The sequence below is a fragment of the Geobacillus sp. FSL K6-0789 genome (genome assembly GCF_038593135.1).
Lineage (GTDB): Bacteria > Bacillota > Bacilli > Bacillales > Anoxybacillaceae > Geobacillus > Geobacillus stearothermophilus.
Genome location: NZ_CP151966.1, coordinates 31,319 through 43,892, shown reverse-complemented (window position 1 = coordinate 43,892; position 12,574 = coordinate 31,319). Strand labels below are relative to the sequence as shown.

General features: G+C 54.4%; 10 protein-coding genes, 2 tRNA genes and 2 rRNA genes. 1 reads left to right on the top strand and 13 read right to left on the bottom strand.

Features of this window, described 5'->3' with window-relative positions; translation table 11 throughout:
• The first annotated feature begins 82 nt into the window (after positions 1-82).
• Positions 83-376 (top strand): AbrB/MazE/SpoVT family DNA-binding domain-containing protein, encoded by a 294-nt coding sequence (locus NSQ51_RS00210; RefSeq protein WP_033009007.1) that lies wholly within the window; start codon positions 83-85, stop codon positions 374-376.
• Between the two features lie 19 nt (positions 377-395).
• Here the strand turns inward: NSQ51_RS00210 and rsmI are convergent, their stop codons facing one another.
• From rsmI to NSQ51_RS00145, 13 genes are all read right to left on the bottom strand, one after another.
• Positions 396-1,304 carry a 16S rRNA (cytidine(1402)-2'-O)-methyltransferase gene (rsmI, locus tag NSQ51_RS00205; RefSeq protein WP_033014213.1) on the bottom strand — a complete coding sequence of 303 codons (909 nt, stop codon included), beginning with the start codon at positions 1,302-1,304 and terminating at the stop codon, positions 396-398.
• 15 nt (positions 1,305-1,319) lie between these two features.
• Entirely contained in the window at positions 1,320-2,069 is a 750-nt protein-coding gene (locus tag NSQ51_RS00200) for a tRNA1(Val) (adenine(37)-N6)-methyltransferase (RefSeq protein WP_033014217.1), read from the bottom strand.
• Positions 2,070-2,131: 62 nt separating this feature from the next.
• The gene (gene yabA, locus NSQ51_RS00195) at positions 2,132-2,494 is read right to left on the bottom strand and encodes a DNA replication initiation control protein YabA (RefSeq protein WP_033009009.1); all 363 of its coding nucleotides are present in this window, start codon (positions 2,492-2,494) and stop codon (positions 2,132-2,134) included.
• A gap of 16 nt (positions 2,495-2,510) precedes the next feature.
• Positions 2,511-3,338 (bottom strand): stage 0 sporulation family protein, encoded by an 828-nt coding sequence (locus NSQ51_RS00190; RefSeq protein WP_049624435.1) that lies wholly within the window; start codon positions 3,336-3,338, stop codon positions 2,511-2,513.
• 13 nt (positions 3,339-3,351) lie between these two features.
• On the bottom strand, positions 3,352-4,344 hold the full coding sequence (holB, locus tag NSQ51_RS00185) for a DNA polymerase III subunit delta' (RefSeq protein ID WP_033009012.1): 993 nt from the start codon (positions 4,342-4,344) through the stop codon (positions 3,352-3,354).
• A gap of 37 nt (positions 4,345-4,381) precedes the next feature.
• Positions 4,382-5,056: a dTMP kinase gene (gene tmk, locus NSQ51_RS00180; protein ID WP_033009015.1), complete on the bottom strand. Its 675-nt coding sequence runs from the start codon at positions 5,054-5,056 to the stop codon at positions 4,382-4,384.
• A 20-nt stretch (positions 5,057-5,076) separates the two neighbouring features.
• Positions 5,077-6,516: an aminotransferase class I/II-fold pyridoxal phosphate-dependent enzyme gene (locus tag NSQ51_RS00175; protein ID WP_033014214.1), complete on the bottom strand. Its 1,440-nt coding sequence runs from the start codon at positions 6,514-6,516 to the stop codon at positions 5,077-5,079.
• 424 nt (positions 6,517-6,940) lie between these two features.
• Positions 6,941-8,308 (bottom strand): ISLre2 family transposase, encoded by a 1,368-nt coding sequence (locus tag NSQ51_RS00170; protein ID WP_328058618.1) that lies wholly within the window; start codon positions 8,306-8,308, stop codon positions 6,941-6,943.
• Positions 8,309-8,551: 243 nt separating this feature from the next.
• A complete protein-coding gene (locus NSQ51_RS00165) occupies positions 8,552-8,758 on the bottom strand; it encodes a sigma factor G inhibitor Gin (RefSeq protein ID WP_033009017.1) in 207 nt (68 codons plus the stop codon).
• Positions 8,759-8,877: 119 nt separating this feature from the next.
• Positions 8,878-8,994: ribosomal RNA gene (gene rrf, locus NSQ51_RS00160) — 5S ribosomal RNA — on the bottom strand.
• Positions 8,995-9,234: 240 nt separating this feature from the next.
• Positions 9,235-12,162, bottom strand: a 23S ribosomal RNA gene (locus NSQ51_RS00155).
• Positions 12,163-12,341: 179 nt separating this feature from the next.
• A tRNA-Ala gene (locus NSQ51_RS00150) sits at positions 12,342-12,417 on the bottom strand.
• Between the two features lie 8 nt (positions 12,418-12,425).
• A tRNA-Ile gene (locus NSQ51_RS00145) sits at positions 12,426-12,499 on the bottom strand.
• Positions 12,500-12,574 lie beyond the last annotated feature (75 nt).

Genomic DNA, 12,574 nt, shown 5'->3' with positions numbered 1-12,574 from the left:
CACTGATATGATTAGGGTGTAGGAAATTTGTCGAATATTGACGAATAAACGATAAAAATCATTGCGGAGAGGAGAGCAGACGATGAAATCGACGGGGATCGTACGTAAAGTCGATGAGTTGGGCCGTGTCGTCATCCCGATTGAGTTGCGCCGTACACTGGACATTAACGAAAAGGATGCATTGGAAATTTACGTCGATGACGATCGCATCATTTTGAAAAAATATAAGCCGAATATGACATGCGTCGTCACGGGGGAAGTATCGGACGACAACTTTAAATTAGCGGGCGGCAAAATCATTTTAAGCCGCGAAGGCGCGGAAATTTTGCTGCAGGAAATCCGCCAGCATTTGCAAGAAGCGGCGGACAACGAGTAAAAAAAGAGTTTCTCTGGTTTCAGAGAAACTCTTTTTTTTCTTGCTGCTGATGGTACTGTTGATAGACGTCGCGTTTGGACATATGCCGATCAGCCGCTGCCTGCTTTGCGGCTTCTTTTACGGAAAGGCCCTGCTCTTGAACATAATAGTCGACATGTTCGACAATCGACAGCGGCTGCCACCATGCCCCCTCCTCTTGCATGGCTTCATGTCCACCGCCGCGCGCCCCTTCGACAATGAGGCAAAATTCGCCGCGGATGTCCGCCGTCTCGGCCCAAGCAACCGCCTCGCTCAAATCGCCGCGGATGAATTCCTCAAACCGTTTCGTCAGCTCACGGCAAAGAGCAATGCGCCGTTCACCGAACACGTCGTACATGACAGAAAGCGTTTCTTTCAAGCGATGGGGCGCCTCATAAAAAATCAACGTTTCCCGCGCTGTTTTCAACGACAGCAGCTGCTCTCGTTTTTCTTTTTTCGACCGGTCCAAAAAACCGACGAACAAAAAACGCTCCGTTGGCAGCCCGGAGGCGACGAGCGCCGTCACTGCCGCGTTGGCTCCGGGAAGCGGCACGACGCGGCACCGTTCATCCAGTGCAGCAGCAACAAGCTCATAGCCAGGGTCGGAAATGCCGGGCATGCCGGCGTCGCTCACCAGCGCCACCGTTTTCCCTTCTTTCAGCCATTCGACAAGCTGCCGGCCGCTCGCATATTTATTGTGTTCATGGTAGCTGACGAGCGGCGTATGAATGTCGAAATGCGACAACAGCTTTTTCGTCTGCCTTGTGTCTTCCGCAGCGATCACGTCCGCCTCCCGCAGGATCCGCACAGCGCGAAACGTCATATCGTCCAAATTGCCGATCGGCGTCGGCACGATGTACAGCGTTCCTTGTTTATCTCGGTCAGCAAAGCTTTTTTGGTGCCAAAGCATCCGTCTCCCGCCCCTTTACGATGAAATGATGCCGTATAGAATGCGCTTCGTTTCTTCGGTATATTCATCATCCTCGCCATACACGATGAGCGGGGGCAACACTTTTAAGTCCGGGTTCGCATCTTTCATCCCCTCGATTAAAATCATGTTCGCTTCTTTGCCCGCTTTTGGATATACAAACCGAATCCGTTTCGGCTCGAGCCGGTATCGGCGCATAAACGTCACAAGGTCGGACAGCCGTCCAGGCCGATGGACGAACGCCGCCTTTCCGCCTTGTTTCAGCAGCTGGCTGCTGACACGAACGACATCCTCCAGCGTGCAGTAAATTTCATGGCGGGCGATGGCAAAATGTTCATTTTTGCTTAGCTCCTCTCGGCCAACAGTCGGAAAATACGGAGGGTTGCATGTGACAACATCATACTGGCTGTAGCCGATGCGCTGCGGCGCCTCTTTAATGTCACCGTGTATGATTTCAATTTGTCCTTCAAGTCCGTTGTATGCGACGCTCCGCCTCGCCATGTCGCAAAGCCGCTCCTGAATTTCGATGCCGATAATCTTCCCCTTTGTCCGCCGGCTTAACAGCAGCGGGATGACCCCATTGCCTGTGCATAAATCGACAATCTTCCCCTTTTGAATCGGCATGTAGGCAAAATGGGCAAGCAGCACGGCATCAAGGGAAAAGGAAAACACAGACGGACTTTGGATAATGCGAAGCTCCTCATTGAGCAAATAATCGAGTCGTTCATCTGCGTACAATTCCACCATTTTGCGCACAATCCTCCATAGAAAAAAATAACCTTTCCGAAATGGAAAGGGGAGCACTGCCTTTATTTTTTGTTCAAAAACGACAAGCAAAACAAACAATCGCCTTCCGTGCGAACGCTTCCGTAGTGGACGTGGCAAATATGGAATCCTTCTTGGTAAAGGCGTGCCAAATTGTCATACCCTTCGCCAATGTCAAGCAGCTTTTTGCCCTGTTTCGTTTCTTTTTTCTTCTCCTCATCCCATGCTTCCGACATCTGCTCGAGCCGCCGGCGCAAATGGGCGTTTTCAATCTGCAGCTGATGGTTCTCCTCGAGAAGTTCTGATACGCGTTGCTTCAGCTGCACAAGCTCACGGTAAAAATGGCTCAGCTGCTCCTCCATATTGGCCACCAATTGAAACACTTCTTTTTTGTCTACCTTTTCCACATGGCCCCACCCCAAATTAATCTGCGACACGAATGGACAGCGTCCCGTTCTTCATCAGCTCATCGAGCGTATATTCAACGACCCGCCCGTGCTCCGGCAATTCGATCTGCAACACCCGCTCCAAAATGTTTAACCCGACGACTTTGCCAAAGCCATACGGCGTTTCGACATATTCCCCTAAATCAGGAAGTTGTTCTTTCGCTGTTTCGTACTCCTCGCTCTCATATTTTAAGCAGCACATGAGACGTCCGCACAACCCGGAAATTTTCGTCGGGTTGAGCGATAAGTTTTGATCCTTCGCCATCTTGATCGACACCGGCTCAAAATCGCCAAGAAAGGTCGAACAGCAAAGCATGCGGCCGCACGGTCCAATGCCGCCAAGCATTTTCGCCTCATCGCGCACCCCGATTTGCCGCAGCTCGATGCGCGTCCGGAAAATCGAGGCCAAGTCCTTGACAAGCTCACGGAAATCGACGCGGCCATCGGCGGTGAAATAAAAGATGACTTTGTTGCGGTCAAACGTATATTCAACATCAACAAGCTTCATTTCCAGCCCGTGCTCTTCCACTTTGCGCAAACAAATGTCGTACGCCTCGCGCGCCGCTTTTTTATTTTCTTCAACGACCCATTTGTCTTTTTCGTTCGCGACGCGGATCACTTTTTTCAGCGGCAGCACCACATCGTTTTCATCGACTTGTTTATTGGCGATGACGACTTTTCCGTATTCAATGCCGCGTGCCGTTTCGACGATGACAAATTCGCCGACGGGAATGATGAAATCACCTGGATCAAAATAATAAATTTTCCCCGCTTTTTTAAAGCGGACACCGACGACAGTATACAACGCTCTCCCTCCTTTACCGCTTTAATTGAAGAACGAGCTGCTCCATCAACAGCGCCTGGCTCATGTTCGTTGTATTTAAACGCGCTTTCGCTTGCAAAATCGCTTCCATGCTGTCCAAAATCCGCCGCTGCGGGCAAGAAAGCGCCCACTGCTGCAGGCGGTCAAGATGGTCGCGATAGAGGGCGCCCTCGCTCCGTCCCACCTGAATATGCAATAAATCGCGGTATATATATAAAAGCAAATCGAGGCCAAGGTCAAGCTGGTGTTTTTCCGAAAAGTGCGGAACCACACGATCGTGGATGAAAAACAGCAACTGCAGCTCCGGTTTGCCGAGCATCTCATACAATTGTAGCACTAACGTTCGCGCATCAGCAAACCAACGGTCTTGACTGATCGCCAACGCCTCATCGTAGCTGTTCGTCACGTGGGCCGCCAGCAACGCCAACGAAGGCGGCACGCGCTCCTCCATGAGCCGGGCCGCGAGTTCCGCCGGCGGCAGCGGTCGGAAAGAAAGAACTTGACAGCGGGAAATAATCGTTCCTAACATTCGGTGATATTGCTCGGTCAACAGCACGGCCACCGTTCCCGGATGCGGCTCCTCCAGAAACTTCAGCAGGCTGTTGGCTGCGCTGGCTGTCATTTGATCGGCGTGCTCGACGATATACATCTTCTTATCCGACTCAACGGCTGTTTTTGTAAACTCTTGTTGCAGCCATTCGATTTGCTCTTTCTTGATCGACCCTCCATCCGGGCTGATCATCCGAACGTCCGGATGGTTGCCGGAATCGATGCGCCGGCAGTTGCGGCATTCCAAACACGGGGCGATTCCTGACGGGGACAAGCAAAACAAGCTTTTTGCCAACAACAAGCTAGCGGCTTTTTTTCCCGTCCCCCTCTGCCCTTCAAACAAGTACGCATGGGAAATCCGCCCTTTTTCAAGGCCGCTTTGCAGCATTTTCGCCGCCACCGGCTGATGCTTGGCCAGCTGCTCCCATCGCATCGCCATCACTCTCTCTCATTTCTTACCTTCTATTCTATCATGTTTATGGCAAATCATCACGGCCGGATTCATGGAAATCGCGCTTTGATCTTCCTTCCAGGCAGGCGAGCACTGCCGCGGCCGTCTCGTCAAACACGACATCGAGCGGCCGGCTCGCATCGATCACCACGATTCGGTCGGCAAACCGCTTGGCGAGCTTCCAGTACCCCTCCCTGACTTTCGTATGGAAAGACAACGCCTCGAGATCGAGCCGGTTGACCTCCCGCCCCGTATGTTTCCGAATCCGTTCGAGCCCGATTTTTGGGTCAAGATCGAAATAAATGGTGAGCGATGGCATATATCCATCAATGGCAAACTCGTTAATTTTCCATACCTCCTCAATGCCAAGCCCACGGGCAAACCCTTGGTAAGCCAACGAACTGTCCACAAACCGGTCGCAAAGAACAATGCGCCCCGCCTCAAGCGCCGGCACGATCTTCTCGAGCAAGTGTTGGCGCCGGGCCGCCGCGTACAGCAATGCTTCCGTCCGTCCATCCATTTCCGTATAATCGCGATTCAAAATAATGGCGCGAATCGCCTCGGCGATGCGCACCCCGCCCGGCTCCCTCGTCGCCATCACGTCAAATCCACGCTTGCGCAACAACGATTCGAGCTTGCCGACCATCGTCGTTTTTCCAGCCCCCTCCGGCCCTTCAAACGAAAAAAAATACCCGTTCATCGTTCACGGCATCCTTTCTCTCATTCGAGTTCATAGACGACCAGCTGCCCGTGCCTAAGCCGGCTCCCTCCTTGTATATGCGCCCGATGGCCGAGAAGACGGCGAATCTGCTCAATATGGCGCCCGTCAATCCGCTCCCCAACCCAAACGAGCGGCACCCCGGGTGGATACGGAATAACCGTTTCCGCCGCTATGCACCCTTCCGCCTCCTCGATCGCGACGGCTTTTGTCCGCACATGGCGCAACTCATCGTATGGAACCACCGTCGACATCGGAGGATGTACGCAAGGGATGAAGTCAAACGGCGGCGTTTCCTCAACCGGCAGATCGCGCCACGCCCATTTGATTTTCTCCGCCGCCTCCATCAACCGTCCAGTGGCAGCAAGCGGGCAAATGAGCAAAACATTGGAAGGATCAGCCAGTTCGGCAAACACTCCTTCTTCCTCAAGACGCCGCTGCAGTTCATAGCCCGTCAGCGAGCTGCGCGTCTGCACCGTCACCTTCAGCGGATCGGTTTGAACACCGGGCTGACGGGAGGAAACGACCGCCACCCCGCTAATACGATCAAGCGCTGTCTTAAATCCGTCAATTTCAGCGACAATCGCCGCGACATCGTCCACCGTCAGCTGAGCGACGTAGCGCCGCGCCAAATCGAGCGAGGCCATAATCGGGTAAGACGGGCTGCTTGACTGAAACAACTGCAAAAAATATTTCAACCGTTCAAGATCAACCCGCTCGCTGTTTACATGCAAAAACGCTCCCATCGTCATCGCCGGCAGCGTTTTATGCGCCGACTGGATAACGACATCGGCGCCGCAGGCAAGCGCTGACTGAGGAAACGGCGGGCCAGCCGCAAAATGGGCGCCATGCGCTTCATCAACTAGAACGGGAACGCCGCGTTCATGGGCAAAGCGGACGATGTCCGTTACATCAATAGACATCCCGTAATAGTTTGGATTGGTCAACACAACAGCTGCCGCATCGCGATGAAGCTCAAGCGCTTCCTTGACAGCTTCGGCACGAACATGCGAGGCGACGCGTACATCGCTGTCAAATTCGGGGGAAAGGAGAATCGGAGCCGCCCCCGCGATTTGCAGCGCATGCATCACTGACTTATGGCAGTTGCGCTGTACGATGACTTTCTGTTTATTTTTATCGCATACAGCGGCAATCATCGCTAAATTGCCCGCTGTTGACCCGTTGACAAGGAAAAATGTCTTAGCAGCCCCATACAGTTCAGCCGCCAATGACTGCGCCTCAGCGATAACCGATTCCGGATGATGCAAATCGTCAAGCCCCCCGATCTCCGTCGCATCAAGAGCCAGCAACGGCGCAAAAAATTCCGTTGCCTGCGGCGGAAACAACGCCCCATACTTATGCCCCGGCACATGGAAAGACACGGGGCGGCGGGCCCAATGCCGTGCCAATGCATCATATAAAGGAGTTTTCGCTTGATCCATCATGATCCTCTTTCCTAATCATCATTTACGAAGTGCAACGTCCGCATGCACCAAAAGTACACAGACACCCGATATGTATGAAGGCTGATGATTGGTTGAACCATCGGCCCCAAACGTGCTTTTTCCAAGATGAGAAACCTTTTCAAAACAGCTCTTCCCTTGCAGCCCAAAACACGGGTCGGCCGAAATCATTGTGTTTCGCCAGCCTGATGGGAAATGCTAAAAATAATATTAACATGAACCAGCCGGAAAGAAAATGAACAGACAGCGGCCGAGTCAGTCAAGACTTTGTGGAGAACATTTTTTCGGTTCACTACGGGCGTTGTCAATCACTAGTTAGCGAACCATTTTAAGGAATTCATATCGTAAGCGCTTTCGGACTCTCATCCCTCATCTTGAAGTGATGATATTGTATTCCATTTTTTTACACCCAACCACCATCCCGGAGCGCCGACAACGCTTGATGGATCGGCGTCCCGGATGACCGCTGCAGACACGGTAGATTCTGACGCACCACATCTGCCCATAACCGTCCGGCCTTCCGTTTGGCCTGTTCAACCCGCTTGGACTTTGTTGAGGCCGAGGCCGCCGTTCGGGTCTCTTCTTCCTCCACCAACTGCCCATTTCTCCGCCAAATCCCGTCGATTCGGGCCGCCATCGCCCTCAGAAACGCCCGAAGCCCTTGGTCTTTCCAGCTGCGGCGGGATTTCACCCGATGCGCAAACCGGCTCATCACGCTCTCGGCGTGGCCCATCGGACGCATGCCGGTCGTCTCCACCCCTTGCTCCGACAGCCACTCCCGATAGTCCCGGATGCATCCCGGCATCGACTCGATCCGGCGAATCAAGGCGGCCAGCTGTTGTTCTTTGCCTTCGTCCCCCAACGTGCCGACCGCGCTGTTCAGCTCGACCAAAAGTCCTTCTTCGTCTTGTTTCGCCAGCTTCCTCCGCACCTCCCGCCAACGCGGATGGCCGGACAGACACTGACGCAGCTCCCGCGCCACATGAAATCGATCCAGCTGAAAGCACGCCCGCTTCCCAAAATACTCCCGGCAGGCCGTGATCCACGACGCCGCGTCGCCGTTGATGATCAAAAGGTCCCGGCACGGATCATAGGCATATTCGTTCATCAGCCACTCTTCAAACCGTTCCCACACGTCTCCCGCCCCTTCATGGAGGTAGTGGCGCCGGTTCACGAGCTCGAGCTGCGAACCGTTTCGTTTCCATCCCTCGTGAACCGCCAGGATTTTCTCTTCTTTCGCCCGTTTCCCTTTCCCCTGGCGGGAAATGAACAGCCCATCCGCCTCCACAAATAGCACTCGGCCGTGCCGTTGGGAAACAGGGCGGTGCAGCGAGACAGGGGCCTCCAGCACCAGTTGGCGAATCGCCTCGTGGCTTAGGACCGCATACCCCACGATCGACTCCAACGTACGGGCCGCTTTGCGGTAGGAAGAGCACTCTACGGCCAACTCGACCGCCGTTTCCTCGAGGCAAGGGCTGATCGACTGCGCTCCATCAAAGCCCAGTTCGGCATCCAGCAAGAAGGTATACGCCCCCGCCTGCCGATCATAGTAGTAGTTCCGTCGGAACGTCACTTCTCCAAACAGCGTTTGGATCGTGGTCGGCCGTTTGTCTTTCAGCTGATACCGGCGCTTGTCCCGCGCTTCCGCCAGTTGTTGATCAATCTCCTCCAAAAGGGTCGCCAACAAGACAGCGAACACCTTTTGAAGAGTTCTGACTAATTGTTCCTCCAGCTCTTTTAATAAAGGCCATTCTGTGGTAAGATGTTTCATGGACTCTCTCCCTCCTGTTTTATGGATGTTGGTCATCACCATCATAGCAGGGAGAGAGTCCTTTTTGCATGACATTTGCTTTTTTCTACCGCGCTTCGCTTGGTGGCCCCGACGAGCGTCGCGAACAAAAGTTCGCAACCCTCGTCGGGGATCATTTCGGAATGTCACCCACAAATATTTTACTCACACACAGCGGCCGCCATTTTTCCCGAAGAAAAATAAAAACAGGCCCTGTACAGGCCTTCATGAGTAAATTTTCGACGCAACCATTTTCCGAAGCTTCTGCACATAAAATGCGTAATTTGGGTCATCCGTATTCGTTTGTACAATCGCTTGGTTGCAGTCAATACAAAGAAAATGGCCAAAAAGGAAAATGCCCTTCTCTTTTTCTTGCTCACAAACGAGACAAACTTTTTCACGTCGATTTTTCCCAATCACCGGCGCCCCCACGCTTTCCACCTCCCATTCTCTATGTTTCCCACACTGATAACATTCTATACTAGTAGACGATAAAGGGTAAAAAAAAGCACCCCATTGCGCGTTATGCACAATGGGGGGCTCTGTTTTCCGCCTAGCAACGACCTACTCTTGCAGGGGCGCTGGCCCCAACTACCATCGGCGCTGGAGGGCTTAACTTCCGTGTTCGGGATGGGAACGGGTGTTTCCCCTCCGCTATCACCACTAGGCCATATGAGGTTGTCAGGAATTCGTTCCCTGAAAACTAGATAACCGTTTCAGGAAGAAGCCGGGACGCTTTCACTTTTCATTGTCTAGCTCCGGCTCGCCGCCGCTCGCCTGCGCTTTTCGCTGTCTAGTTCCGGCCGCCATCGGCTCGCGACGCTTCGGTCCTGCTGCGGCGGGCTAAGCCCGCTCACAGGCCCTCCAGCGCGCCTCGCCGATAAGCAGGCGGCCTCCACTTTTCTTGTTAGGTTAAGCCCTCGATCGATTAGTATCCGTCAGCTCCACGTGTCGCCACGCTTCCACCTCGGACCTATCGACCTCGTCATCTTCGAGGGATCTTACCCGCCTGACGCGGTGGGAAATCTCATCTTGAGGGGGGCTTCACGCTTAGATGCTTTCAGCGCTTATCCCGTCCGCACATAGCTACCCAGCGGTGCCCCTGGCGGGACAACTGGTACACCAGCGGTGCGTCCATCCCGGTCCTCTCGTACTAAGGACAGCTCCTCTCAAATTTCCTGCGCCCGCGACGGATAGGGACCGAACTGTCTCACGACGTTCTGAACCCAGCTCGCGTACCGCTTTAATGGGCGAACAGCCCAACCCTTGGGACCGACTACAGCCCCAGGATGCGATGAGCCGACATCGAGGTGCCAAACCTCCCCGTCGATGTGGACTCTTGGGGGAGATCAGCCTGTTATCCCCGGGGTAGCTTTTATCCGTTGAGCGATGGCCCTTCCATGCGGAACCACCGGATCACTAAGCCCGACTTTCGTCCCTGCTCGACCTGTCCGTCTCGCAGTCAAGCTCCCTTGTGCCTTTGCACTCTCCGAATGATTTCCAACCATTCTGAGGGAACCTTTGGGCGCCTCCGTTACCTTTTGGGAGGCGACCGCCCCAGTCAAACTGCCCGCCTGACACTGTCTCCCACCCCGCTAAGGGGTGCGGGTTAGAATTTCAATATCGCCAGGGTGGTATCCCACCGCCGCCTCCACCGAAGCTGGCGCTCCGGCTTCCCAGGCTCCCACCTATCCTGTACAAGCGATACCAAAATTCCATATCAGGCTGCAGTAAAGCTCCACGGGGTCTTTCCGTCCTGTCGCGGGTAACCTGCATCTTCACAGGTAGTATAATTTCACCGGGTCTCTCGTTGAGACAGCGCCCAAGTCGTTACACCTTTCGTGCGGGTCGGAACTTACCCGACAAGGAATTTCGCTACCTTAGGACCGTTATAGTTACGGCCGCCGTTTACTGGGGCTTCGGTTCGCACCTTCGCTTCCGCTAAGCGCTCCCCTTAACCTTCCAGCACCGGGCAGGTGTCAGCCCCTATACGTCGCCTTTCGGCTTCGCAGAGACCTGTGTTTTTGATAAACAGTCGCTTGGGCCTTTTCACTGCGGCTCGTTCGGGCTCTTCACCCAAACGAGCACCCCTTCTCCCGAAGTTACGGGGTCATTTTGCCGAGTTCCTTAACGAGAGTTCTCCCGCGCGCCTTAGGATTCTCTCCTCGCCTACCTGTGTCGGTTTGCGGTACGGGCACCTCTTCCCTCGCTAGAGGCTTTTCTTGGCAGTGTGAAATCGGGGACTTCCGGATGACTCCGTCGCCATCACCGCTTGGCCTTACAATCCGCGGATTTGCCTACGGATCAGCCTTGCGGCTTGGACAGGCTCTTCCAGCCGCCTGCTCGCCCTATCCTCCTGCGTCCCCCCATCGCTCAAACGGGAAGGAGGTGGTACAGGAATCTCAACCTGTTGTCCATCACCTACGCCTTTCGGCCTCGGCTTAGGTCCCGACTAACCCTGAGCGGACGAACCTTCCTCAGGAACCCTTAGGCTTTCGGCGCAGAGGATTCTCACCTCTGTTTTCGCTACTCATACCGGCATTCTCACTTCTAAGCGCTCCACCAGTCCTTCCGGTCTGGCTTCAACGCCCTTAGAACGCTCCCCTACCGATGACCAACGGTCATCCCGCAGCTTCGGCGGCACGTTTAGCCCCGGTACATTTTCGGCGCAGAGTCACTCGACCAGTGAGCTATTACGCACTCTTTAAATGGTGGCTGCTTCTAAGCCAACATCCTGGTTGTCTTTGCAACTCCACATCCTTTTCCACTGAACGTGCACTTTGGGGCCTTAGCTGGCGATCTGGGCTGTTTCCCTCTCGACCACGGATCTTATCACTCGCAGTCTGACTCCCGGGCATAAGTCGTTGGCATTCGGAGTTTGACTGGGTTCGGTAACCCGATGAGGGCCCCTAGCCCAATCAGTGCTCTACCTCCAACACTCTCCATCCCGAGGCTAGCCCTAAAGCTATTTCGGGGAGAACCAGCTATCTCCAAGTTCGATTGGCATTTCACCCCTACCCACACCTCATCCCCGCACTTTTCAACGTGCGTGGGTTCGGGCCTCCAGCCGGTGTTACCCGGCCTTCACCCTGGACATGGGTAGATCACCTGGTTTCGGGTCGACGACGACGTACTTTTCGCCCTGTTCAGACTCGCTTTCGCTGCGGCTCCGCCTCTTCGGCTTAACCTCGCACGCCATCGTCACTCGCCGGTTCATTCTACAAAAGGCACGCCATCACGCATGAACGCGCTCTGACTACTTGTAGGCACACGGTTTCAGGTTCTCTTTCACTCCCCTTCCGGGGTGCTTTTCACCTTTCCCTCACGGTACTGGTGCACTATCGGTCACTAGGGAGTATTTAGCCTTGGGAGATGGTCCTCCCTGCTTCCGACGGGATTTCCCGTGTCCCGCCGTACTCAGGATCCGCTCGGGAGGGAACGAAGTTTCGACTACAGGGCTGTCACCTTCTCTGGCCGGCCGTTCCAGACCGGTTCGTCTACCCCGTTCCTTTCTCACTCCCACAATGAGCGGTCCTACAACCCCAAGAGGCACGCCTCTTGGTTTGGGCTGTTCCCGTTTCGCTCGCCGCTACTCAGGGAATCGCGTTTGCTTTCTTCTCCTCCGGGTACTAAGATGTTTCAGTTCCCCGGGTGTGCCCTCCATGCCCTATGGATTCAGGCATGGATACTGCCCCATTACGGACAGTGGGTTCCCCCATTCGGACATCTCCGGATCAACGCTTGCTTACAGCTCCCCGGAGCGTTTCGGCGTTTGCCCCGTCCTTCATCGGCTCCTAGTGCCAAGGCATCCACCGTGCGCCCTTTCTAGCTTAACCTACAGCGCTCTCGGCTTCTTCCTTATTGTCTAGCGTCGGCTCGCCGCCGCTCGGGGTCAAATAACCTTCGCCTTCCGGGTGCAAGCACCCTTGCAGGCGAAGAACATTTGCCCATCGCGGCGAAACGCTCGCCTCCGCTTTTCCGGTTATCTAGTTTTCAAGGAACGAATCAAGAAAAGTGGTGGAGCCTATCGGGATCGAACCGATGACCTCCTGCGTGCAAAGCAGGCGCTCTCCCAGCTGAGCTAAGGCCCCACAACCGATGGGCCTAAGTGGACTTGAACCACCGACCTCACGCTTATCAGGCGTGCGCTCTGACCAGCTGAGCTATAGGCCCATGGAGGGAAAGTTCCCTCAAAACTAAACAAAACGACAAGCGTCATTATAATCAAACCGATAGGTTTTGTCAAGA

What these genes read in the sequence shown, in the direction of transcription:
- NSQ51_RS00210 (WP_033009007.1), top strand. Translation starts at nt 83, where the DNA reads ATGAAATCGACGGGGATCGTACGTAAAGTCGATGAGTTGGGCCGTGTC.
- rsmI (WP_033014213.1), bottom strand. Translation starts at nt 1,304, where the DNA reads ATGCTTTGGCACCAAAAAAGCTTTGCTGACCGAGATAAACAAGGAACG.
- NSQ51_RS00200 (WP_033014217.1), bottom strand. Translation starts at nt 2,069, where the DNA reads ATGGTGGAATTGTACGCAGATGAACGACTCGATTATTTGCTCAATGAG.
- holB (WP_033009012.1), bottom strand. Translation starts at nt 4,344, where the DNA reads ATGGCGATGCGATGGGAGCAGCTGGCCAAGCATCAGCCGGTGGCGGCG.
- tmk (WP_033009015.1), bottom strand. Translation starts at nt 5,056, where the DNA reads ATGAACGGGTATTTTTTTTCGTTTGAAGGGCCGGAGGGGGCTGGAAAA.
- NSQ51_RS00175 (WP_033014214.1), bottom strand. Translation starts at nt 6,516, where the DNA reads ATGGATCAAGCGAAAACTCCTTTATATGATGCATTGGCACGGCATTGG.
- NSQ51_RS00170 (WP_328058618.1), bottom strand. Translation starts at nt 8,308, where the DNA reads ATGAAACATCTTACCACAGAATGGCCTTTATTAAAAGAGCTGGAGGAA.